Genomic DNA, 22,992 nt, shown 5'->3' on the forward strand with positions numbered 1-22,992 from the left:
CCGGGCACCCCGGGGGCGCTACTCGGCGGCCTCGCGCAGCTCGGCCACGCTGGCGAAGCAGGCCTGGAGGGAGCGCACCAGGTGCTCGATGTCCGCCTCGGTGTGCAACGGGCCCGGGGTGATGCGCAGGCGCTCGGTGCCGCGCGCCACGGTGGGGTAGTTGATCGGCTGCACGTAGATGCCGTAGCGCTCGAGCAGGAGGTCGGTGATCGCCTTGCAGCGCACGGGGTCGCCGACCATGACGGGCACGATGTGGCTGTCGTTCATCAGGTGGGGGATGCCCGCCTGGTCGAGCCGCGCGCGCACCTGCGCCACGCGCTCGCGCTGGCCGCGGCGCTCGACGTCGGAGACCTTGAGGTGCCGGATCGCGGCGCGCGCGCCCGCGGCCAGCGCCGGCGGCAGCGCGGTGGTGAAGATGAAACCGGAGGCGAAGGAGCGCACGAAGTCGCACACCGCCGCCGAGCCGGCGATGTAGCCGCCCATCACGCCGAAGGCCTTGCCGAGGGTGCCCTCGATGATGGTGAGGCGATGGGCCAGGCCCTCGCGCTCGGACACGCCGCCGCCGTGCGCGCCGTACATGCCCACCGCGTGCACCTCGTCGAGATAGGTCATCGCGCCGTAGGCCTCGGCCACGTCGCAGATCTCGGAGATCGGCGCGATGTCGCCGTCCATGGAGTAGACCGATTCGAAGGCGACGATCTTCGGCCGCGACGGGTCGATCGCGGCGAGCTTCGCCTCGAGGTCGGCGACGTCGTTGTGGCGGAAGATCACCTTGTCCGCCTTCGAGTGCCGGATGCCCTCGATCATGGACGCGTGGTTGCCCGCGTCCGAGACGATGACCGCGTTCGGCAGCTTCGCGCCGAGCGTGGAGAGCGCGGCCCAGTTCGAGACGTAGCCCGAGGTGAAGAGCAGCGCCGCCTCCTTGCCGTGGAGGTCGGCGAGCTCGCGCTCGAGCAGCACGTGGGCGTGGGTCGTGCCGGAGATGTTGCGGGTGCCGCCCGCACCGGCGCCGCAGCGGCCGATCGTCTCCTGCATCGCCGCGACGACGTCGGGATGCTGTCCCATGCCGAGATAGTCGTTCGAGCACCAGATCGTCACCTCGCGCTCGACGCCGCCGTTGCGGAACACCGCCCGCGGGAAGGCACCCGCCTGGCGCTCGAGATCGGCGAAGACCCGGTAGTTGCCCTCCTGGCGCAGCCCGTCGAGCGCGGTGCGGAAGATCTCTTCGTAGTTCATCATCGTCTCCACAGGCTGAACGCGGACGGCGTGTCCTCGATACGCGGCACGGGGCGGCGCGGGGCGCGGGGGTCGCGCGCGAGATCCGGGAGGGGCTCGCGCGACGGGGCGGGAACGGAGGCCGGAAGCGGGGCCGGAACGGGTGCGGGGAGGCCCGGAGGGCGGGTGTCGCGCCCGGCCTCGCCGGGGGGCCGCTCGCCGGACGGCAGGCGCCAGAGCGCGATCGACTCGAAAGGCAGCACCAGGAACCAGTGCTCCAGTACCGCGAGCGCGAGGAGCGTCGCCACGAGCGCGCGGCTCGCCGCCTCGAACGCGCTCGTCTCCGGCGCGAAGACCGGGGCGGCGAGGAGCGCGAGCGCGACGAGCGCCGCCGAGACCGAAACCGGGAAGAACGGGTTCATCGCCCGCTTGGTGAACCAGGACTTCAGGTAGGCGAGGTGCTCTGGCAGGAAGCCGTCGGCGTGGTTCGGCACGCCGAGGAAGATGTTGATCTTGGCGGAGAGCCGCATCACCCACAGCACGGCGTAGGTCGCCGTCGCCGTCTGGTTCTCGCCGCCCCAGGAGACGGCGAGCACGACGAGGAAGCCCGCGAGGATGGCGAGCTCGTGCCAGATGATGGCCGCGATCGCGTGGCGCAGGCGCGTGAGCCCGCGGGTTCCCGGCGGCGAGGCCGTCGTGCGCGGGCCGGTGATCCAGCCGGTCAGGAACGACACCTCCGTCCAGCCCCAGACGACGAGCGCGCAGGCGAAGGCGCACAGCGCCGAGGCGACGCTCGTCACGCTCGCCGACCAGGCGAGCCCCCACAGCGCCAGCGTGGTGAGCGTGGTCGCTCCCGCCATGGTCCAGGCGAAGGTCCAGCGCGGCAGCCGGTCGAGCATCAGGATGAGCCCGGTGGAGGCCCACCAGGCGAAGAGCGCGAAACCGGCTGCGGCGAGGATCATGGTCATCGCGCGTGCGTCCTCACCACGCCGGCTCGAGGCGCACGGAAGCCGGGACCTCGTTGCGCTTCACCGGCAGGAGATAGAGCCGCGCGAAGGTGGCCGCGGCGGCGAGCGAGAGCGCGCCCTTGCGCAGCCGGCCCGCGATGCCCCCGTGCGCGGCGGCCTTCTCCATCGAGCGGGAGATCCGCACGAGCCGGTCGAGCCCCGGCTTGAAGGCGGGGTGGTCGATGTCGAGCACGACCGGGAAGACCTGGCGCGAGACTTCCGAGGTGATCCGGAAGACGCGGTAGTCGTACTCGTCCGGGTCGATGCCCAGCGCGGCGTGGAAGTGCGGCCGGGCGTGGTCGCGCACGTACATCGTCGCGTAGACCGCGAGCAGGAAGAAGCGAACCCAGTACTTGTTCAGCCCGGACACGAGATGCGGGTTGGCGCGCATGAGCAGCGCGAAGGCCTCGCCGTGGCGGAACTCGTCATTGCACCACTTCTCGAACCATTTGAAGATGGGGTGGAAGCGGAGCTCCGGATTGCGCTCGAACAGGCGATAGATGGTGATGTAGCGCGCGTAGCCGATCTTCTCGGACAGGTAGGTCGCGTAGAAGATGAACTTCGGCTTGAAGTAGGTGTACTTCTTCGCCTTCGTCAGAAAGGCGAGGTCGACGGCGATGTCGAGGTCCTTGAGCGTGTCGTTGATGAAGCCGGCGTGACGCCCCTCGTCGCGGGCCATCAGCGCGAACAGCTCGCGCACGTCCGGGTTCTGGATGTGCTTCTTGAGCTCGACGTAGAGGACGCACCCCGAGAACTCCGCCGTCACCGAGGAGATCAGGAAGTCCTTGAGCTCCTCCTGCAGCCCCTCGGGCAGCGACGAGAGGTCGAAATCGTCCCACTCGTCGGTGCGCTTGAAGTGGCCCTTGTTGGGATCGTCGCGCATCTCCTTGATCAGCGCGTCCCAGTCCTTGCGCACGGGCTCGACGTCGATCGCGTCCATGGCGGCGTGATCGGTCGTGTAGAAGCGCGGCGAGAGCATCGTGCTCGCCTGGGCGCGGCGGGTGGATTCGTTGACCTCGCGCGGGCTCCGGCGCGGCTTGCCGCTCTCGCCCTGGCCCACTCCGCCTTCCATCGTGATCATGTCGCGTCCTCCCTCGGGTGTGTTCAGGCGTCGTGTGCCGGCGCGCGTCGCGCCGGGCCGTCGCTCTCCCGGATTTCCGGAGGATGCCCTTCGAAGCCGACCTCGAACAGGTCGGTGAGTTCCGCATAGCCCTCGGCCTTGGCGAACAGCCGGTCGAAGATCGTGGCGCGCACCACCGTGGCGCGGCGCTCGAACACCTGGCGCTCGCCGTGGGGCACCACGGTCGGCGCGCCGTGGACGATCACGCTGTCGCCCGGCGCGACCTTGACGCCGTGCAGGTCGACGTGCGCGTGCAGGCTGTCGAACGTGTTCTCGATCTCGACGGTGCAGGGCACCTCGATCGTGCGGCGGAAGATCATGACGCCCCTCCCTCTGCGTTCAGGATCGCGACGAACGGCGCGAAGTTGTCCGGCCCGAAGGCGGAGAGATCGATCGAGGCGTGGGTCGCCGTGTCCTCGAGCGAGAGGTGGCCCGTGGGCCACAGGACGAGCGTGAAGGGCACCTCCGCGCCGATCGCGCGGCGCTTGCGCTCGCGGGCGAGGCCGCGCAGCGCCCCGCGCACGAAACCGTTGGTGCCCGGATCGAACACCTGCACCACCGTCCCGTCCACCGGGTCGCGCACGACGACGGCACCGTCCGCGCGGTCCTCGAAGATCAGCGCCACGGCGAGGTGCGCGCCGCTCAGGTCCCGCGCCGCCGGCTCCGGCTCGCGGAAGATCCACACGGCGACGAGCACCGCGAGGAGGACGGTCGAGGCGCCGTACAGGGCGCCCCGCGGGAAGTGCCCCCGCCGGCGCGGCGCGTCGGCCGCCGGTTCGGGTCGAGGTGGCATCGCGTGAGCGTTCATCGGGGGAGCTCCACGGGTCTCGATACGGTGGGTCTCGATACGGTGATCACGCGGTGGCCGGCCGCAGGCGTGCGCCCTCGCGACCACCTTCGACCGCGTCCTGGCGCCGTTCCGCGGCCGCCTGCGCGGCGGCGTTCTCGCCGTGCGTGGCGGTCAGGCGCTCGGCGAGGATCGCCGCGACGCGCTCGGCCTGCGGCACCGCGCGCAGCATCGGCTCGACCTTCGAGAACCGCCAGGGCCGCACGTAGGGCCAGAACAGCACGTAGGAGAGCCGTCGCTCGCTCTCGATCGCGATCGCGATGTCGCCGGTGCCGTTCGGCCAGCGCTTGAACGCGACGTTCTCGACGAGCTTGAAGGGCACGTTCACGCTCATCGGCAGCGCCACGCCGAAGGACAGGATCAGCCGCTCGTTGGTGATGGTGAAGAAGGTCGAGCGGGCGGACAGCCAGGCATAGAGCGACAGGAGGCCGATCGCGGCAGCGCCGAGTGCGAGCAGCCAGGTCGCCGACAGGAGCGCCGCGGGGACGCCCTGCCCCGCGGCGATCGCCTCGCCGAAGGCCCAGGCGGCGAGGAGCCCGAAATAGAGGCTCATGCCGCGCAGCCGCATGGCGCGTCGCGCGAGCGTGCGCCAGGCCGGCTGGCCCTGCCAGAGGATGGTCTCGCCTTCCGGCAGCGGCGCGGGCAGGCCCCGCGGGGTGATCGGCTCGGCGTCCGCCGCCGCGCGCGCGGCGGCCGCGAGCGCCTCCTCGGGCTTCTTGACGATGGCGATGCTCATATGATCGGCTCCGCGCGCTCGGGGGTGGCGTAGATGGTGCCGCCGCCGAAGTAGCCGGTGATCTTGTCCTCCTCGCGCGCCGTGATCTGGTCGGGCGAGGAGAGCGCCGGCACGTCGGCGAACTGGGAGGCGAGAATGGCCGCGACGTGGATCTCGCCGCGGCTCTTCTTCATGCGGCAGAAGTTCATCGGCACGAGCACGGTGCGGCCGCCGTGCGCCGGTTCGAGGACGGTCTCGAGATAGCGGATCATCGGCTCGGAGAGGTCGATCCACAGCTCGCCGACCACGCCCGCCTTCACGCCGTCGGCGCCGATGACGGCCATCCCGATCGGCGAGACGTCCTCCGAGGCGACCATGAAGTCGGTCGCGACGCGGAGCGGCACCGTGCGATTGGCGTCCTCCGCGGTCAGCTCCGGCACGTTCTCGCGCAGGGCGTAGGAGGCCGCGCCGATCCCGTCGATCATAGGGTTGCCGGTGGGCTTGAGCGGCGCGCCCGGCCAGGCCTCGGCCGGCACGGCCTTGAGCTCGCGCTCGTCGACGTGCCCCGGGGGCGCCTGGTAGGTGTGGCCGTTGCGCAGGAGGAAGGTCTTGGGCTTGGGCATCGAGGGGAAGCCCTGGACCAGGACGTGCTCCGATCGCTCCGAGACGAGGGGATAGCCCTCGCGCTTGTCCTCGCGGCGCAGATAGAAGATCAGTCCCGCGAAGAAGAACCAGAAGACGTAGAGCGTGACCTGCGCGACGTCGATGTAACTCGTAATGGCTCCGGTGCCCATGGAAGCCTCCTCATTCAAGCTGGCAAATCGGCGAGACCGAACCGCTCGCGGCGCGCCGAGGAGCCGACGGAAGCGGGTGCGACCAGCGGACCGATCGCGACGAGGGAGACGAACAGAATCAGGATCTCGAGGTGGTAGACGACGTGGTAGCCGATCTCCGGCCCCGACAGCGCCGGGCCGAGCGCGCCAGACGCGGCGAGCGCGCCGACGCCGTCGCGGATGGCGCCGCCGACCGCGATGCCCACGCCCGCGGCCGTGGCCTGCACCGCGCCCCAGGCGCCGAGCGCGAGGCCCGAGCCGCTCCCGTCCGCGAGCGCCATCGCGCCCGTGAGCGTGCCCACCGCGAACAGCCCGGCGCCGAGCCCGATCAGCACCGCGCCGATGCGCAGCATGAGCACGGAGTCGAAGGCCCCTGCGAAGACGACGCAGGAGAAGGCGGCGATGCCGACCAGCACGCCGAGCGCCGCGAGGCGATAGGGATTGCCGCCGTTCGTCAGCCGGCGCGCGGCATAGGCGAAGCCGACGAGCGAGCCGCCGGCGAGGAACGCCGTGAGCGCCGTCGTCGCCGCGACGGACATGCCCAGCGCCTCGCCGCCGTAGGGCTCGAGCAGGATGTCCTGCATGGAGAACCCGGCCGTGCCCAGTCCCACCGCCACGAGCGTGCGCGTGGCGCGCCCGCCAGCGACGAACTCGGCCCAGCTCTCCCTGAAGGCGGGGCGGGCCACGTCCTTGCGGGTGCGGGAGGGGTCGCGCGCCTCCTGCTTCCACAGCGCGACGGCGTTGAGCACCATCGTCACCACGGCCGCGCCCTGCACGACCTGGATGAGCGCGAGGTGGCTGTAGGGCTCGAGCAGGACGGAGAACAGGAACGCGCTCGCGACCATGCCGACGAGCAGCATGACGTAGAGGAAGGCGACGACGCGCGGGCGCGTGTCCTCCGGCGCGAGATCGGTGGCGAGCGCGAGGCCCGCGGTCTGGGTCGTGTGCAGGCCCGCGCCGACGAGGAGGAAGGCGAGGCCGGCCCCGAGCTGGCCGACCCATACCGGCCCCTGCCCGTCGCCGGAGAGCACGAGCAGCGCGAAGGGCATGATCGCGAGGCCGCCGAACTGGAGCAGCGAGCCGAACCAGATGTAGGGAACGCGCTTCCAGCCGAGCAGCGAGCGGTGGTGGTCCGAACGGTGCCCGATCAGCGCCCGCACCGGGGCGAACAGCACCGGCAGCGCGATCATCGAGGCCACGAGCCAGGCCGGCACGTTCAACTCGAGGATCATCACCCGGTTGAGCGTTCCGTTGAGCAGCACGATCGCCATGCCCACCGAGACCTGGAACAACGACAGGCGAAGCAGCCGCGAGAGCGGCAGTTCACGCGTCGCCGCATCCGCGAACGGCAGGAAGCGCGTGCCGATCAGCGTCCAGAAGCTCGAGAGGGCGGGCTTCGCCAGGTTCATGCGGGCACGAGCTCCAGCGCCTGCGAGGTGTAGAAGCCGCGGCTCACCCGCCGCATGCGCGCCGGGCGCCAGCCCGCGGCCGCGGGCTCGCCCGCGACGAGGCGCGTGAGCGTCGCCTCCGAGACCGGCTCGATGGCCGGCGAGCGGTCCGCGCGCGGGAAGAGCTTGCCGGTCGCGTGCATCAGCGAGAGCGCGGGCGTGCGCGGGGCGAAGGTGGCGATCACGGCGCGGTCCGTGCGCGCGCACAGCGCCGCGAGGGCGCCGGCCATGTCCGCGGCGCGGTAGTGGATGAGCGAATCCATCGCCACGACGTAGTCGAAGCGCCCCAGCGCGGGATCGAGCATGTCGCCGGTGCGGAAGGAGACGAGCGCGGGGTCGACGTCCGCCGGCAGCCGCTCGGCGGCGACGCGCACGAGGCTCTCGGCCACGTCGATCGCGGTCACCCGCGCGCCGCGCCGCGCCGCCTCGACGGCGAGCGCGCCGGTTCCGCAGCCGGCGTCGAGCAGGGTGAGGCCGCCGAGGTCCGCCGGAAGCCAGGAGAGGATCGTCGCACGCATCTCCGCGCGTCCGGCCCGGACGGTGGCGCGGATGCGGCTGACCGGCGCATCCGACGTCAGCCGCGCCCAGGTCTCCGACGCGGTGCGGTCGAAATAGGCCTGGAGGCGGTGGCGGCGGTCGACGTAGCTCTGCGTGTGCATCTCACTCGAACCCCAGCAGATCGAAGATCTCGCGATCCTTCAGCGAGTCGCAGATCAGCGGCTCCGTGCCGTCGAGGAGGGACTGCGCCAGGCGAAGGTACTCGTCCTGCACGGCGACGACATCGGGTTCATCCCCCATCTCGAACATCGTGCGCTTGCCCAGCCGCGAGCGTCGGATGGCGTCGAGATCGGGGAAGCGGGCGAGCACGTTCATGCCGATCTTGTCGGTGAAGCGCTCGATCTGGTCCGTCGCCGCCGAACGGTTGGCGATGACGCCGCCGAGCCGCACCTCGTAGTTCTTCGACTTCGCCTTGATGGCCTGCACGATCCGGTTCATCGCGAAGATCGAGTCGAAGTCGTTGGCGGCCACGATCAGCGCCCGGTCGGCGTGCTGGAGCGGCGCGGCGAATCCGCCGCAGACCACGTCTCCCAGCACGTCGAAGATGACGACGTCGGTGTCCTCGAGCAGGTGATGCTCCTTGAGGAGCTTCACCGTCTGCCCGACGACGTAGCCGCCGCAGCCGGTACCCGCGGGCGGGCCGCCCGCCTCGACGCACATGACGCCGTTGTAGCCTTCCACGACGAAGTCCTCGATCCGCAGCTCTTCCGAGTGGAAGTCGACGGTCTCGAGCACGTCGATCACGGTCGGGATCAGGCGGCGCGTGAGCGTGAAGGTCGAGTCGTGCTTGGGATCGCAGCCGATCTGGATGACCCGCTTGCCGAGCTTGGAGAAGGCCGCGGACAGGTTCGACGAGGTGGTCGACTTGCCGATCCCGCCCTTGCCGTAGACGGCGAAGACCTGCGCCTTGCCCATGTCGAGGCTCGGATCCAGGTGGACCTGCACGCTGCCCTCGCCGTCGGAGCGGCCGAGGGTCGGGCGCCGGGGGATAGGCGCACGGATGTTCAAGGCGGTCACGGGGTCGCTCCTTCGGTGATGCCTTCCAGGCGGTCCTCGAGGGCCTCGCCCGCGGCGCGCAGCGCGGCGAGCGTGGCGGCGTCGGGCGTCCAGTAGCGGCGCTCGTGCGCCTCGATGAGGCGGTTGGCCATCTTCACGGACGCTTTCGGGTTGAGCGCGGCCATGCGCTCGCGCATCTCCGCGTCGAGCACGAAGGTCTCGGTGAGGCGCTGGTAGACCCAGTCCTGCACCTGGCCGGTGGTGGCCGACCATCCCATCGTGTTGGTGACGGAGGCCTCGATCTGGCGCACGCCCTCGTAGCCGTGCTGCAGCAGGCCCTCGTACCACTTGGGGTTCAGCATGCGGGTGCGGGCCTCGAGCGCCACCTGCTCGGTGAGCGTGCGCACCACGTTCTTCCCCTTGGTCTGGTCGCCGATGTAGACCGGCACCGGGCGGGCGCCCGGCGCGTCGCGCCCGATCTCGCGGCGGGCGCGGCCGATCGCCTTCGAGATGCCGCCCAGGCTGTCGTAGTACTGATCGACGGTGGTGACGCCGAGCTCGACCGATTCGAGGTTCTGGTAGGCGAGGTCCGCGCCCGAGAGCATGCTCTCGAACAGGGCGGGCTCGCGCGTCGTCTTGCCGGAGCGGCCGTAGGCGAAGCACTTGCGCCGCGAGAAGGTCTCGGCGAGCTCGTCCTCGTCGTCCCAGGCGCCGGCGTCGATCAGCTGGTTGACGTTGGCGCCGTAGGCGCCGTCGGCGTTGGAGAAGATGCGCAGGGCCGCCGTCTCGAGGTCGCAGCCCCTCTCGGCCATGTAGCCGCGCGCGTGCTTCGCGACGAAGTTCATCGCGTCGGGCTCGTCGGCGGAGGCGGCGAGGAAGGCGGCCTCGGCGAGCATGCGCGTCTGCAGCGGCATCAGGTCCCGGAAGATGCCCGAGAGCGTGGCGACGACGTCGATGCGCGGGCGACCGAGCTCGGCGAGCGGCCGCAGCACCGCGCCGCACAGCCGGCCGTAGCTGTCGAACTTCGGCGCGGCGCCGAGCAGCGCGAGCGCCTGTCCGATCGGCGCGCCCTCGGTCTTCAGGCTGTCGGTGCCCCACAGCACCATCGCCACGGTCTCGGGCAGCGGGTTGCCGTCGGCGCAATGGCGGCGGATCAGCTCCTCGGCCTGGCGTGCCCCGTCCTTGACGGCGTACGCGCTCGGGATGCGGAAGGGATCGAAGCCGTGGATGTTGCGCCCCGTCGGCAGGATGGCGGGCGTGCGCAGCAGGTCGCCGCCGGGCGCGGGGCGGATGTAGCCGCCGTCGAGCGCGTGCAGGATGCCGGGCAGCTCGCCGTCCGTCGTCAGCGCCGCGTTCACCGCCGAGAGGCGGGTGAGGAGTTCGAGCTGGTCCGGCATCACCTCGCCTCGACCGGGCTCCCCCGCCTGGTGGGCGGCGGCGGGGCTCGCCCCGGCGGCGAGCGCCTCGGCGGTGGCGCGCGGCAGCGCGATGCCGTCGGAGGCGTCCGCGACGGAGACGAGGAGGTCCGCGCGCTCGGCCGGCGAGGGGGCGCGGCCGATCACGTGGAGGCCGTAGGGGATGAGGGTCGTCTCGTACTCGAGCACCTGCTCCCACAGCCCCGCGATGTCCGCCTCGCCACTCGGGCCGGGATCGGCGAGCACGAAGTCGAGCTCGCCCGCCTGGGCGCGGATGCTCTGCGCGAGGTCGGCGCGCTCGGCGACGTCCTCGGGCGGCAGCGCCCGCCAGCGCTCGACGGCGCCCTTGAGGTCGACGAGGCCGCGATAGAGGCCCGCGTGCCCGACGGGCGGTGTGAGGTAGGAGATCAGCGTCGCGGCGGCGCGGCGCTTGGCGATCATGCCCTCGGAGGGGTTGTTGGCGGCGTAGACGTAGAGGTTCGGCAGATCGCCGATCAGCCGGTCGGGCCAGCAGGCGGCCGAGAGGCCGGTCTGCTTGCCGGGCATGAACTCGAGGGCGCCGTGCGTGCCGAAGTGCAGCACCGCGTGCGCGCCGAAGTCCTCGCGCAGCCAGCGGTAATAGGCGGAGAAGGCGTGCGTCGGCGAGAAGCCCCGCTCGAACAGGAGCCGCATCGGGTCGCCCTCGTAGCCGAAGCCGGGCTGGACGCCGACGAAGACGTTGCCGAAGCGCGCCCCGAGCACGTGGAGCGTGGCGCCGTCGGTCTGCTGGCGGCCGGGGGCGGGCCCCCATTGCGCCTCGATCTGCGCGAGGTGGGGCTCGCGGCGCACGTGGTCGTCGACGGGGATCGTCGCGCCGACGTTGGCGTCCGCCCCGTAGCGGGCGGCGTTGCCCTCGAGCAGCGCCGATCGCAACGCGTCCACGTTCTCGGGCAGGTCGACGGCGTAGCCGGCCGCCTTCATCGCCGCGAGCGTGTTGAAGAGCGACTCGAACACGGCGAGGAAGGCCGCCGAGCCGGTGGCGCCGCTGTTGGGCGGGAAGTTGAAGAGCGTGATGCCGACCCGGCGCGCCGCGCGCGCGGTGCGGCGCAGCGCGACGAGCTTCGCCACCCGCGCGGCGAGCATCGCCACCCGCTCGGGCTGCGGGCGCATGCAGTCGCCGCAGGCACCGGCGGCGCGCTCCGCCTCCGAACGCCGGCAATGCCCGCAGGCGCCGGCGCCCGCGCCGGGGCCGCGCCCGGCGAAGAGGATCGGCCCGGTCGCGCCGTCGAGTTCCGGCAGCGCGACCGTCATCGTCGCCTCGACCGGCAGCAGCCCGCGCTCGGAGCCCTCCCACGCCGCGAGCGACTGGAACTCGCTCGCCTGCGCGGCGATGTAGGGCACGTCGAGGCGCGCCAGGATCTCCTCGGCGGCCTTCGAGTCGTTGTAGGCCGGCCCGCCGACGAGCGAGAAGCCGGTCAGCGAGACGACGGCGTCGACCGTCGGGCGCCCGTCCGCGTCGAGGAAATAGCGCTCCATGGCCGGGCGCGCGTCGAGCCCCGCCGCGAAGCAGGGCACGACGTCGAGGCCCGAGGCCTCGAGCGCGCAGATCACCCCGTCGTAGTGCGCCGTGTCCTCGGCGACGATGTAGGAGCGCAGGCACACCAGGCCGACCCGACCGGCTCCGGAGCGGCGCGGCAGCACATCCGCCTTGTCCGCGATGCCGCCGGGGATGCGCGGATGGTAGACGCCCACCTCCGCCACCTCGACCGGATCGCCGACCTTCAGCGTGCCGCGCAGCACCTTGCGCGGGCCGGCGGCGTAGCGGTCCACCAGCAGGCGGACCATGTTGGCGACGTTCTCCTCCGAGCCGGCGAGCCAATATTGCAGGCACAGGAGATAGACGCGCAGGTCCTGGGCGGTGCCCGGGATGAAGCGCAGGATCTGGGGGATGCGGCGCAGGAGCTTGAGCTGGCGCGCGCCCGAATCGCCGGCGCCCGGGGCGCCGTCCTTCTTCGAGCTCTTCGGGCGCAGCTTCTTCAGGAGCGCCATCGGCCCGGAGGCGGGCTTGCCCATGTCGAGACCGCCGATGCGGGTGAGCTTCGTCACCTCGCCGGCCGACATGCAGGCGACGAGCCCGTCGCAGGCGTCGCGGCGCGCCTCCAGCGCCGGCATCACGGCGCGGATGTGGTCCTCGAGGAACATCATCGTGCACAGCACGATGTCGGCGCTCGCGATGTCCGCGTTCGCGCGGGCGACCGCCTCCGGATCGCCCTCGAAATCGGTGGCGCAGTGGACGCGCAGCGTCAGCCCCGGCAGCTCCCGGGCGAGCGTGCGGCGGGCGCGGGCGATCGGGCCCGCGAGATGATTGTCGAGGGTGACGATGGTGAAGCGCAGAGGCACGCCCGCCGCCGACGCCGACGCGGCGCCCTCGAGGCGGGCCGCGGGCGGCCCGTCCATGGATCGGATCGTCAGATCCGTCCTGTCAACGACTGAAATGAGCCTTCGCATCGTAGATCGTCTCGACGGTGATCGGGGCGACCCCGCGCTCGCGCGCGAAGCGTTCGGTGTTGCGCCGGGCCTTGCCGCGCACGAAGAAGGGGATCTTCAGGAGCTCCTTCTCCGCCTCCGGCGTCCAGCGGAGGTCGGCGCCGGCCTCCGCCACCGGCCGCTCGAGCACGGCGACGTCGCCGTGCTCGGGCGCCGCGGGCTCGAGCCGCGGCTCGGCGGACGGCGCCGGCGGCGCCTCGCGCCGGGGTGCGGCGTGCTCCGAGGCGAGGTGCGAGGGCACCGCGCCGTCGTGGAACTCGAAGTCTTCGCGGAACATCGAGAGCAGGTGCTCCTCCAACCCCATCACGAGCGGATGGACGAAGGTGTCGAAGAGGACGTTCGCGCCCTCGAAGCCCATCTGCGGCGAGTACCGCGCGGGGAAGTCCTGCACGTGGACGGGCGCCGAGATCACGGCGCAGGCGATGCCCAGCCGCTTGGCGATGTGGCGCTCCATCTGCGTGCCGAGCACCATCTCCGGCGCGAGCGCGTTGATCGCGTCCTCGACCTCGAGATGGTCGTCCGTGATCAGAGCCTCGAGGCCGAGCCCCTCCGCGGCGGCACGCACCTCGCGGGCGAGCTCGCGGGAATAGGTTCCGAGCCCCACCACCTCGAAGCCGAGCTCCTCGGAGGCGACCCGGGCGGCGGCGATGGCGTGGGTCGCGTCCCCGAAGACGAAGACCCGTTTGCCGGTGAGGTAATTCGAATCGACCGAGCGCGACCACCAGGGCAGCCGCCCCGCCCCCTCGGCCAGCACGTCGGCGACGTCGAGCCCGGCGAGCGCGCCCACCTCCTCGACGAAGGCGCGCGTGGCGTTGACGCCGATCGGGACCGTCTTCGTGAAGGGCTGCCCGCAGGCGCGCTCCAGATGGCGCGCCACGGGCCCGGCGATCTCGGGGTACATGACGACGTTGAAGTCCGCCTCGCCGAGGCGGGCGATGTCGTGCGCCCGCGCGGTCAGCGGGGCGACCGCATTGACGCGCACGCCGATGCGGGCCATCAGCCGGCGGATCTCCTCGAGGTCGTCGCGGTGGCGGAAGCCGAGCGCGGTCGGCCCGAGGATGTTGCAGGACGGCTGCGCGCCCTCCTCCCGCGGCTCGGCCCGGGGCCGCGCCAGCGCGCGCACGAGCTGGAGGAAGGTCTCCGCCGCGCCCCAGTTCTCCTTGCGCTGGTAGGACGGCAGCTCCAGCGGCACGATCGGCACCGGCAGGTTCAGGGCCCTTGCGAGCCCGCCCGGATCGTCCTGGATCAGCTCGGCGGTGCAGGACGCGCCGACCAGCATCAGGTCGGGGTCGAAGCGCTCGTACGCTTCGCGCGCGGCCTCCTTGAAGATCTCGGCGGTGTCGGCGCCGAGATCGCGCGCCTGGAAGGTCGTGTAGGTCACCGGCGGGCGCTGGTCGCGCCGCTCGATCATCGTGAAGAGCAGGTCGGCGTAGGTGTCCCCCTGGGGCGCGTGGAGCACGTAGTGCACGCCCTCCATGGCGGTCGCGACGCGCATCGCGCCGACGTGCGGGGGAGCCTCGTAGGTCCAGACGGTGAGCTTCATCGCCTCAAACCTTCAGCTTTTCGCGGCGCACGAGCGGGCGGGCGAAGAGACCGGAGAGGTCCGCCGCCTGGTCGTAGCCGTGGATGGGGGTGAAGAGCAGCTCGATCGACCACTTGGTCGCGAGGCCCTCCGCCTCGAGCGGGTTGGCGAGGCCTAGCCCGCACACCGTGATGTCGGGCGCGGCCGCGCGGCAGCGATCGAGCTGGCGGTCGACGTTCTGGCCCTCGACGATCGCCAGACCGTCCGGCAGGAGCGCCAGCTCGGCCGCCATGTGCTGGCGGTGGAGGAAGGGCGTGCCGACCTCGACGAGCTCCATGCCGAGCTCGCGATGCAGGAAGCGCGCGATCGGCAACTCGAGCTGCGAATCGGGGAAGAAGAAGACACGCTTGCCGGAGAGCCGCTCGCGCTGGCGCGCCAGCGCGGCGCCGGCGCGCGTCGCCATCGGCGCCGTGACGCGCTCGAAGGCCGCCGGGTCGACGCCGAAATCGTCCGCGGCCGCCTTCAGCCACGCGGTGGTCCCCTCGACGCCGAGCGGGAAAGGTGCCGGCAGGTGCGTCGCGCCGCGCGACTCGAGCGCGCGGGCGGTCTCGGCCAGGAACGGCTGGGCGAGGAGCATGCGCGTGCCCTCCCCCACCGGCGGCAGGTCGTTCGCCTTGCGCATCGGCAGGAAGCGCGCGGGGATGCCCAGCGCGGCGAAGATGCGCGCGAACTGGTCCTCGACCACGTCCGCGAGCGCGCCGACGACGAGCAACTCCTTCGCCCGCGGCTCCGCCGGCGGCAGCGTCGGCACGAGCGAGGCGAGGCAGGTGTCCTCGCCCTGCGTGAACGTCGTCTCGATGCCCGAGCCGGAATAGGCGAGCACCCGCACGTCCGGCAGGAAGCGCGCGGAGAGGCGCTGCGCGGCGCGGGAGAGATCGAGCTTGATCACCTCGGAGGGGCACGAGCCCACCAGGAAGAGCATCTTGATGTCGGGTCGGCGCGCGAGCAGCCGCTCGACGCAGGCGTCGAGCTCGTCGTTGGCGTCGGCGATGCCGGCGAGGTCGCGGTCGTCGATGATCGCGGTCGCGAATCGGGGCTCGGCGAAGATCATCACGCCCGCGGCCGACTGCATCAGGTGCGCGCAGGTGCGCGAGCCGACGACGAGGAAGAACGCGTCCTGGATCTTGCGGTGCATCCAGATGATGCCGGTGAGCCCGCAGAAGACCTCGCGCTGGCCGCGCTCGGTGCGCACGGTCGGACCCGTGCCGGGGGCGGCGGCGGCCGGAAGATCGGCGCAGCCGGCGGCGGCGGGCCTGCGGGTCTCGTCGACGAGCACGTGGCGGTTCATCGCGCGACCTCCCCTGCCACGAGCCCGTCGGAAGCCGGCGATGCGGACACCCGCTCGCGGCTCTCCTGCAGCCGCGCGGCGCGCAGCTTGAGGACGAACTGGACGGCGTTGACGACGTAGGCGGCGTAGGCGGCGAGCGCGAGCAGCATCTCGCCGCGCGAGCCGAGCAGATCGGTGAACAGCGCCACGAGATAGAAGGTGTGAAGCGCGATCACACCGAAGGAGACCACGTCCTCCCAGAAGAACGGCTCGGCGAACAGGTAGACGCCGAAGACCTCCTTCTCCCAGATCGCTCCGGTGACCATGATCGTGTAGAGCGTCAGCGTCTTGACCACGATCGAGATGGTGGCGAGCGCGTAGCCTTCCCCGGTGGCGAGGTAGCGCGCGATCAGGACGATGCTGGCGAGGCACACCAGGAATTGCACCGGGGCGAGGACTCCCTGCACCGTGGTCCACGGGGAGGCGTCGCGCCGCAGGCGTTCCTGCGGCGTGTAGAGACCTCTCCTCGGCGTCTCGGCGTCGGCGCGACGCATCGCGACCCTCCCTGGAACGGCTCGTCTTCTTGCCTCGAAAGCTACGGAGCGGACCCGGAAGTGTCAACCTAGATTGACGTCAATCCATCCTCACAACAAACACGGTCGGGTTAAGTGCGTAGCTTCGCGCCACTTGCGCGCTAAGCGTGCTCCGCCTTATGCTCGCTCCAAGTTCAGCCACGCTCCCCGACCGTAAAAATCAACAAGATCAAGGGTTCGCGAGCAGTCGACGCGCCGAGCGCCGAGACCAAGGGAGGTTACGATGGCCAGCCTGAAGGAGGCGATCGCGTCATCCGCCGCCGCTCCGAGGAGCGATGCACGGGGGGACCCCCGGGCGGTCGGACAGGCATCGCGCCGCTCGCCGCGCAACGAGGCCGATCGCCGAGACGCGCTCTCCCGCACCATCGAGGCGGAGATCATCCCCCGGTTGATGCTCGTGCACACGAGCGACGGCTGTGGCGGGGGCGACCGGCAGGACCCGCTGCCGTCACACGAGGAGGTGGTGGAGTTCGCCGGCATCGTCATCGCGCACGATGTCGAGGTCGCGACCTCCTACGTGTCCGTGTTGCGCGCCCGCGGCGCGACGCTCGAGACGATCTTCCTGCATCTACTCGCGCCGGCCGCGAATCACCTCGACGCGCTCTGGCGCGAGGACAAGGCGGACTTCTGCGACGTCACGATCGCCCTCTCGCGCCTTCAGCAGGTGCTGCGCGCACTCAGCGCGCCCTTCGAGGCGGAGGGCGACGGCGGCCCCGAGGAGAAGTGCATCCTGCTCGTGTCCTCGCCGGGCGAGACCCATACGTTCGGCGTGGCCATCGTCGAGGAATTCCTGCGCCGCGCGGGCTGGGACTCCGTGTGCGCGCCGGGCACCTCTCTCTCCGAGCTGGGCCGAATCGTCCGCACCGACTGGTTCGACGTCGTCGGATTGTCGTTGAGCTGCGAGAGCTTGCTCGCCGAGCTCGCGTCCGCTATCGACGTGGTGCGGCGCCGGTCGCGCAACAAGCGCATCGGTGTCCTCGTCGGCGGCCACTACTTCAACGAACATCCCGAAAGCGCCGCGCTCGTCGGTGCCGACCTCGTGGCGTTCGACGGCCTCGACGCCGTCAGGAAGGCGCAGCGGTTCGTGGGAGGCGCCGCGCGGGCTCGGTGAGGGATCGGCTTGGAACAGCGAGGATCGCAGCGCCCGATGGACACTCCTACGGCTCCCGAGGGCCTGCGCCGGTTCCGGGCCCCTGAGACGGCGTTGGCCGACGTCGACGCGGCGAGCGCCGCGCGCCTCATCGCGGCCACGAACGATCTCGCGCTCATCGTCGACCGCAACGGGGTGATCGAGGACGTCGCCGTCGGCTCGCGGGAGCTCGAGGCGGAGGAATGCGGGCGCTGGCGCGGCAGGCGCTGGGTCGACACCGTCACCGTCGAGAGCCGCGACAAGATCGAGGCCCTGATGCGCAACGCCGCCTCCGACGAGGCGCGCATCTGGCGCCAGGTGAACCACCCCCTCCCCGCCGGGCCGGACCTGCCGATTCTCTACTCGGCCGTGGACGTCGGCCGCTCCGGGCGCATCGTCGCGGTGGGCCGCGACCTGCGCGGCGTCGCCTCGCTGCAACGCCGGCTGGTGGACGCCCAGGCCGCGATGGAGCGCGAGTACGCGCACCTGCGCAGCGCCGAGACGCGCTACCGGCTCCTCTTCCAGATCGCGTCCGAGGCGGTGCTCGTGGTCGACGCCGCCACGCGCCGCGTCAGCGAGGCCAACCCCGCCGCGATCGAGCTCGTCGCCTCGGGCCGCCCGATCGCCGGGCGGCCGCTCGCCCAGCTCTTCGCGCCCGAGAGCGCCGGCGCGCTCGAGGACCTGCTCGGGGCCGCCCGCACCGCCGGGCGCTCGGACGAGGCGCGGCTCAAGCTCGGCGACGGGCGCGAGGCGCTGGCCTCGGCCTCGGTCTTCCGACAGGAACGGGTGACGCATTTCCTCGTCCGGCTGAGCCCCCCCGCCGGCGGCGCGAGCGCCCTCGCCGCGGCGCGTCGGCGCGTGCTGCGGGTGGTCGAGCGCCTGCCGGACGCGATCGTCGTGACCGATTCGGACCGGCGCATCCTCTCCGCCAACGCCGCCTTCCTCGATCTCGTGCAGCTCGCCACCGAGGAGCAGGCCCGCGGCGAGCCGCTCGACCGCTGGCTCGGCCGCTCGAGCGTCGATTGCAACGTGCTGACCGCGAGCGTGCGCGAGCACGGCGCGGTGAAGCGATTCGGCACCGTCGTCCAGGGCGAGTACGGGCTCACCGAGGACGTCGAGGTTTCCGCCGTGCTGGCGCCGGAGGTCGACGACGCCTGCTACGGCTTCGCCATCCGTCCCACCGGGCCGCGCCCCGCCCCCGCGATGGGCGCCGCCGGGCCGGAGCTGCCGCATTCCGTCGCGCAGATGAAGGAGCTCGTCGGGCGCGTGTCGCTCAAGGAGCTCGTGCGCGAGACCACCGACGTGATCGAGAAGCTGTGCATCGAGGCCGCGCTCGACCTCACCGGCGACAACCGCGCCTCCGCCGCCGAGATGCTCGGCCTCTCGCGCCAGAGCTTCTACGCCAAGCTGCGCCGGCACGGGCTCGGCGACCTCGACCACGAGGATTGAGGCCGAGCGCGCGCGGGCCGGGAGCCGCGCGCGGGCGTGCGAACCTCCCTCACCCGACTTGACACACGTAAGTGTCAATTCTGATTGACGCGCCGGTCGGAGGGGGTAGCATCTCCGACATGACGCGACCGGCCATCCTCTCCTTCACCGAGCTCCTCAAGCCGATCACCTGGTTCGCGCCCATGTGGGCGTTCGCCTGCGGGGTCGTCTCTTCCGGCGTCGCCGCCGACACGCGCTGGCCCGTGATCCTCGCGGGCGTCGTGCTCGCGGGGCCGCTGGTCTGCGCCGCGAGCCAGGCCGTCAACGACTGGTACGATCGGCACGTCGACGCCATCAACGAGCCGAACCGGCCGATTCCCTCGGGGCGCATCCCCGGCGAATGGGGCTTCCGGATCGCCGTGATCTGGACGGCCCTGTCCTTCGTCGTCGCCTTCATGCTCGGGCCCGTGGTGCTGCTCGCTGGCGTCATCGGGCTCGCGCTCGCCTGGGCCTATTCCGCACCGCCCTTCCGCCTCAAGCAGAACGGCTGGTGGGGCAATTCCGCGGTGGCGATCTCCTACGAGGGACTGCCGTGGTTCACGGGCGCGGCGATCATGGCCGCCGCCTTCCCGGACTGGCGGATCGTCGTCGTGGCGCTGCTCTATTCCTTCGGCGCGCACGGCATCATGACGCTCAACGACTTCAAGTCGGTCGAGGGCGACAGGCGCGAGGGGGTCGATTCGCTCCCCGTCCTGCTCGGCGTCGACCGCGCCGCGCGGCTCGCCTGCGTGGTCATGGCGGCGCCGCAGGTCGTCGTGATCGCGCTGCTCCTGATCTGGGGCGCTCCGTGGCACGCGCTGGCGGTCGCCGCGCTGCTGGCGGCGCAGGGCGCCCTCATGGGCAAGCTCGTCGCCGATCCCCGCGGCAAGGCCGCCTGGTACAACGCCACCGGCACGACGCTCTACGTGCTCGGCATGCTCGTCACCGCCTTCGCCCTGCGCGGGCTCGGCCCGGTCGCCGGATGAAGGGAAGCCGCACGATGAACGCCCTCCGCGACAGCGCTCCCCTCTCCTGGCTCGGTATCGCGCGGCTCGGGCTCGTCCAGGCCTCGCTGGGGGCGATCGTCGTCATCACCACCTCGACGCTCAACCGCGTCATGGTGGTGGAGCTGGCGCTGGCGGCCTCGCTGCCGGGCCTGCTGGTGGGCCTGCACTACGCCGTACAGCTTCTGCGGCCGCGTTGGGGCCACGGCTCCGACGTCGGCGGTCGGCGCACGCCCTGGATCGTCGGAGGCATGGCCGCGCTCGCGGCCGGAGCGGTGCTCGCCGCCCTCGCCACCGCGCTCGCGGCGACGAACCTCGTCGCCGGCATCGCGCTGTCCACCCTCGCCTTCGGGGTCATCGGCGTGGGCGTGGGCGCGTCCGGCACCTCGCTGCTGGCGCTCCTCGCCGAGCGCGTCGCGCCGGCGCGCCAGGCCTCGGCGGCGGCGATCGTCTGGATCATGATGATCGCGGGCTTCATCGTCACCGCGGGCACGGCCGGGCACTTCCTCGATCCGTTCTCGATGACCCGCCTCGTCGCCGTGACCGCGAGCGTCGCGGGCGTGGCCTTCCTCGTCACCGGACTCGCGGTGTGGGGCGTCGAGGGCGCGCGGCGCGCCCGCGCGGCCGTCGAGGGCGCGCCGAAGGTCCCCTTCCGCCAGGCGCTGGCGGAGGTCTGGGCCGAGCCGACGGCGCGGCGCTTCACGATCTTCGTCTTCGTCTCGATGCTGGCCTACTCGGCCCAGGACCTGATCCTCGAGCCGTTCGCGGGCCTCGTCTTCGACATGACGCCGGGAGAGACGACACAGCTGTCGGGCATCCAGAACGCGGGCGTTCTCGCCGGCATGATCCTCACCGGGCTCCTCGGCGGCGGCTTCCGGGGCAGCGGGCCGTCGCGCCTGCATCTGTGGGCGATCGGCGGCTGCCTGATCTCGGCGGCGGCCCTCGTCGGCCTCGCCTTCGGAGGCGCCGTCGGGGCGGCCTGGCCGCTTCACGCCAACGTCGTCGCGCTCGGTTTCGGCAACGGCGTCTTCGCGGTCGCCGCCATCGGCTCCATGATGCGCCTCGCGAGCCAGGGCGCCGCCAATCGCGAGGGCACGCGCGTGGGCCTCTGGGGTGCGGCGCAGGGCATCGCCTTCGGCCTCGGCGGGCTCGTCGGCACCGTCGCGGTCGACCTCGGCCGCCTGGTCGCCGAAAGCACCTCCGCCGCCTATTCCTCGGTCTTTCTCGGCGAAGCGGCGCTCTTCCTCGTCTCGGCGGTCCTCGCCGCACGGGTGATGAGCGGCCGGCCGAGCCTCGTCCGCGGGCCCGCCCGCGTCGCCACGCCCGCGATCGCGCCGCAGCCGTCTCTCGCGACGTCTTCGCGATCCCTCGGCGAACCGCTCATGCAAGGGAGGCCGTCCCCGTGACCTTCGATACGACAGACACCCCGCACGACACGCCTCACGACAGCCCGGAGCACGCGGCCCCTCCGCCCGCGGAGGAGACACTCACCCGCACCGCCGTCGATCCGCAGCACACCTGGGACGTCGTCGTGGTGGGCGGCGGCCCCGCCGGCGCGACCGCGGCGACGGACCTCGCCCGCGGCGGGCGCGACGTGCTCCTCCTCGACCGGGCGGGCCGGATCAAGCCCTGCGGCGGCGCGATCCCGCCCCGCCTCGTGCGCGACTTCGCCATCCCCGACGGCATCATCTGCGCCAAGATCTCGGGCGCGCGCATGATCGCGCCCTCCGACAAGAAGGTGGACATGCCCATCGACGACGGCTTCGTCGCGATGGTCGATCGCGAGGTGTTCGACGAGTGGCTGCGCGCGCGCGCCACCGCCAACGGCGCCACCCGCCGGTCCGCGACCTTCGAGACCATCAGCCGCGATCCCGACGGAACCGCGCGGGTGCATTTCCGCACGTCGCGGGCGGAGGGCGGCGAGAGCGTGTCGGTGCGCGCGCGCGCCGTCATCGGCGCCGATGGCGCGAACTCGGCGGTGGCCCGCGAAGCCGTGCCGCAGCGCGGGCCGGTCCCCTTCGTGTTCGCCTATCACGAGATCGTCGAGGCGCCGGACGAGGGCGCGGCGGACTACATCGCCAATCGCTGCGACGTCTACTACCAGGGCAAGCTCTCGCCCGACTTCTACGCCTGGGTCTTCCCGCACGGGAAATCCGCCTCGATCGGCGTCGGGTCGATGCAGAAGGGCTTCGGCCTCAAGGAGGCGGTGGCGGATCTGCGCGCCACGACGAAGCTCGACGGCGTGCGCACCATCCGCAAGGAGGGCGCGCCGATCCCGCTGCATCCGGCCAAGAAGTGGGACAACAACCGAGACGTGCTCCTCGCCGGCGACGCCGCCGGCGTCGTCGCGCCGGCCTCCGGCGAAGGCATCTACTACGCCATGGTGGGCGGGCGCCTCGCGGCGGAGGCGGTCGAGGCCTATCTCGAGACCGGCAGGTCGAAGGCGCTGGCGGGCGCGCGCAAGTCCTTCATGAAGGCGCACGGTCGGGTGTTCTTCATCCTGGGGATCATGCAGCGCTTCTGGTACGGCAGCGACAAGCGGCGCGAGCGCTTCGTCTCGATCTGCCGCGACGCGGACGTGCAGCGCCTCACCTGGCAGGCCTACATGAACAAGGAGCTCGTGCGCCGCGATCCGATGGCGCACATCCGGATCTTCTTCAAGGACCTGGCGCATCTGTTCGGGCTGGTGCGGCCGTGAACGCATCGCCATCGTGATCGACTTCGTCGCGTCCGGCCGGGTCTTCGACCTGGTCATCGCGATCCTGGTCCTCGAAGGGATCGCGCTCTTCGCGCTCTCGCGTCTCCCCCGGGCGAGAGCGCGGCTCCTCCCCGAGGGCCGCGGCCTCGGATTTCGCGATCTCGCGGGATTCGTGGCCGCCGGCCTCGGGCTTTCGATCGCGGCGCGCGCCGCGATTCACGGTCAATCCTGGACGATCGTCGCCGCCGGGCTGACGATCGCCTTCGTCGCGCATGTCTACGACCTGTATCGGCGCTGGCGCACCGCGCGTTGATCCATTGGATCACCTGCGGCAGACGGCTCATGCGATCGTTCGGGACTAAGCGGGAACACGGACCCGGCGCTTTTTCGTGCGACGACGACTTGTCGCATCGATGTGTCAAGCTATACTGACAATCGGAGCGACCCTCCCCCGCGCTCCCTCCCCCGGTCCACAGGAGGTCGCCATGCGTCGCCGCCCAGACACCCCCCTCCTCGACACGATCCGCGACCCGTCCGACCTGCGCGGGCTGTCCGATGCCGATCTGCGCCGC

20 protein-coding genes are annotated in these 22,992 nt (G+C 71.7%); 6 read left to right on the forward strand and 14 right to left on the reverse strand.

Features of this window, described 5'->3' with window-relative positions:
* Positions 1 to 18: 18 nt before the first annotated feature.
* The 14 genes from hemA to bchF are packed head-to-tail and all read right to left on the reverse strand — an operon-like array spanning position 19 to position 16,083.
* Positions 19 to 1,236, reverse strand: a complete 1,218-nt coding sequence (hemA, locus tag AB9M23_RS20795) for a 5-aminolevulinate synthase (protein ID WP_372426559.1) — start codon at positions 1,234 to 1,236, stop codon at positions 19 to 21.
* Complete coding sequence (gene puhE / locus AB9M23_RS20800; RefSeq protein WP_372426560.1) at positions 1,236 to 2,183, reverse strand: putative photosynthetic complex assembly protein PuhE; 948 nt, start codon at positions 2,181 to 2,183, stop codon at positions 1,236 to 1,238. The genes hemA and puhE overlap by 1 nt, the downstream gene beginning before the upstream one ends.
* A 13-nt stretch (positions 2,184 to 2,196) precedes the next feature.
* Complete coding sequence (gene acsF / locus AB9M23_RS20805; protein ID WP_372426561.1) at positions 2,197 to 3,303, reverse strand: magnesium-protoporphyrin IX monomethyl ester (oxidative) cyclase; 1,107 nt, start codon at positions 3,301 to 3,303, stop codon at positions 2,197 to 2,199.
* Positions 3,304 to 3,326: 23 nt separating this feature from the next.
* Positions 3,327 to 3,662, reverse strand: coding sequence for an O2-dependent cyclase accessory protein (locus tag AB9M23_RS20810; protein ID WP_372426562.1), 336 nt, complete (start codon positions 3,660 to 3,662; stop codon positions 3,327 to 3,329).
* A complete protein-coding gene (gene puhC, locus AB9M23_RS20815; protein WP_372426563.1) occupies positions 3,659 to 4,150 on the reverse strand; it encodes a photosynthetic complex assembly protein PuhC in 492 nt (163 codons plus the stop codon). Before puhC ends, AB9M23_RS20810 begins: the two co-directional genes overlap by 4 nt.
* A 46-nt stretch (positions 4,151 to 4,196) precedes the next feature.
* Positions 4,197 to 4,925, reverse strand: a complete 729-nt coding sequence (puhB, locus tag AB9M23_RS20820; protein WP_372426564.1) for a photosynthetic complex putative assembly protein PuhB — start codon at positions 4,923 to 4,925, stop codon at positions 4,197 to 4,199.
* Positions 4,922 to 5,698: a photosynthetic reaction center subunit H gene (gene puhA, locus AB9M23_RS20825; protein WP_372426565.1), complete on the reverse strand. Its 777-nt coding sequence runs from the start codon at positions 5,696 to 5,698 to the stop codon at positions 4,922 to 4,924. Before puhA ends, puhB begins: the two co-directional genes overlap by 4 nt.
* A gap of 14 nt (positions 5,699 to 5,712) precedes the next feature.
* A complete protein-coding gene (locus AB9M23_RS20830; RefSeq protein WP_372426566.1) occupies positions 5,713 to 7,146 on the reverse strand; it encodes a PucC family protein in 1,434 nt (477 codons plus the stop codon).
* Positions 7,143 to 7,844, reverse strand: a complete 702-nt coding sequence (gene bchM, locus AB9M23_RS20835; protein WP_372426567.1) for a magnesium protoporphyrin IX methyltransferase — start codon at positions 7,842 to 7,844, stop codon at positions 7,143 to 7,145. Before bchM ends, AB9M23_RS20830 begins: the two co-directional genes overlap by 4 nt.
* Position 7,845: 1 nt before the next feature.
* The gene (gene bchL / locus AB9M23_RS20840; RefSeq protein ID WP_443726258.1) at positions 7,846 to 8,760 is read right to left on the reverse strand and encodes a ferredoxin:protochlorophyllide reductase (ATP-dependent) iron-sulfur ATP-binding protein; all 915 of its coding nucleotides are present in this window, start codon (positions 8,758 to 8,760) and stop codon (positions 7,846 to 7,848) included.
* Positions 8,757 to 12,590 carry a magnesium chelatase subunit H gene (locus AB9M23_RS20845; RefSeq protein ID WP_372426568.1) on the reverse strand — a complete coding sequence of 1,278 codons (3,834 nt, stop codon included), beginning with the start codon at positions 12,588 to 12,590 and terminating at the stop codon, positions 8,757 to 8,759. Before AB9M23_RS20845 ends, bchL begins: the two co-directional genes overlap by 4 nt.
* Positions 12,591 to 12,615: 25 nt before the next feature.
* On the reverse strand, positions 12,616 to 14,223 hold the full coding sequence (gene bchB / locus AB9M23_RS20850; protein WP_372426569.1) for a ferredoxin:protochlorophyllide reductase (ATP-dependent) subunit B: 1,608 nt from the start codon (positions 14,221 to 14,223) through the stop codon (positions 12,616 to 12,618).
* Positions 14,224 to 14,227: 4 nt separating this feature from the next.
* Positions 14,228 to 15,550, reverse strand: coding sequence for a ferredoxin:protochlorophyllide reductase (ATP-dependent) subunit N (locus AB9M23_RS20855; RefSeq protein ID WP_372426571.1), 1,323 nt, complete (start codon positions 15,548 to 15,550; stop codon positions 14,228 to 14,230).
* Positions 15,547 to 16,083, reverse strand: a complete 537-nt coding sequence (gene bchF / locus AB9M23_RS20860) for a 2-vinyl bacteriochlorophyllide hydratase (RefSeq protein WP_372426573.1) — start codon at positions 16,081 to 16,083, stop codon at positions 15,547 to 15,549. Before bchF ends, AB9M23_RS20855 begins: the two co-directional genes overlap by 4 nt.
* Positions 16,084 to 16,345: 262 nt before the next feature.
* On the opposite strand from bchF, the gene AB9M23_RS20865 reads away from it, so the two are divergent.
* The 6 genes from AB9M23_RS20865 to AB9M23_RS20890 all read left to right on the forward strand — a co-directional run bounded on the left by AB9M23_RS20865 (position 16,346) and on the right by AB9M23_RS20890 (position 22,733).
* Positions 16,346 to 17,233 carry a cobalamin B12-binding domain-containing protein gene (locus tag AB9M23_RS20865; protein WP_372426574.1) on the forward strand — a complete coding sequence of 296 codons (888 nt, stop codon included), beginning with the start codon at positions 16,346 to 16,348 and terminating at the stop codon, positions 17,231 to 17,233.
* 36 nt (positions 17,234 to 17,269) lie between these two features.
* Positions 17,270 to 18,700: a transcriptional regulator PpsR gene (ppsR, locus tag AB9M23_RS20870; RefSeq protein ID WP_372426576.1), complete on the forward strand. Its 1,431-nt coding sequence runs from the start codon at positions 17,270 to 17,272 to the stop codon at positions 18,698 to 18,700.
* A 119-nt stretch (positions 18,701 to 18,819) separates the two neighbouring features.
* A complete protein-coding gene (gene chlG, locus AB9M23_RS20875) occupies positions 18,820 to 19,704 on the forward strand; it encodes a chlorophyll synthase ChlG (protein WP_372426577.1) in 885 nt (294 codons plus the stop codon).
* 14 nt (positions 19,705 to 19,718) lie between these two features.
* The gene (locus tag AB9M23_RS20880) at positions 19,719 to 21,128 is read left to right on the forward strand and encodes a BCD family MFS transporter (RefSeq protein WP_372426578.1); all 1,410 of its coding nucleotides are present in this window, start codon (positions 19,719 to 19,721) and stop codon (positions 21,126 to 21,128) included.
* Positions 21,129 to 21,253: 125 nt separating this feature from the next.
* Positions 21,254 to 22,420 (forward strand): geranylgeranyl diphosphate reductase, encoded by a 1,167-nt coding sequence (locus AB9M23_RS20885; protein ID WP_372426583.1) that lies wholly within the window; start codon positions 21,254 to 21,256, stop codon positions 22,418 to 22,420.
* 13 nt (positions 22,421 to 22,433) lie between these two features.
* The gene (locus tag AB9M23_RS20890; protein WP_372426580.1) at positions 22,434 to 22,733 is read left to right on the forward strand and encodes a hypothetical protein; all 300 of its coding nucleotides are present in this window, start codon (positions 22,434 to 22,436) and stop codon (positions 22,731 to 22,733) included.
* Positions 22,734 to 22,992 lie beyond the last annotated feature (259 nt).

The sequence above is a fragment of the Salinarimonas chemoclinalis genome (assembly GCF_041514305.1).
GTDB classification, from domain to species: Bacteria; Pseudomonadota; Alphaproteobacteria; order Rhizobiales; family Beijerinckiaceae; genus Salinarimonas; species Salinarimonas chemoclinalis.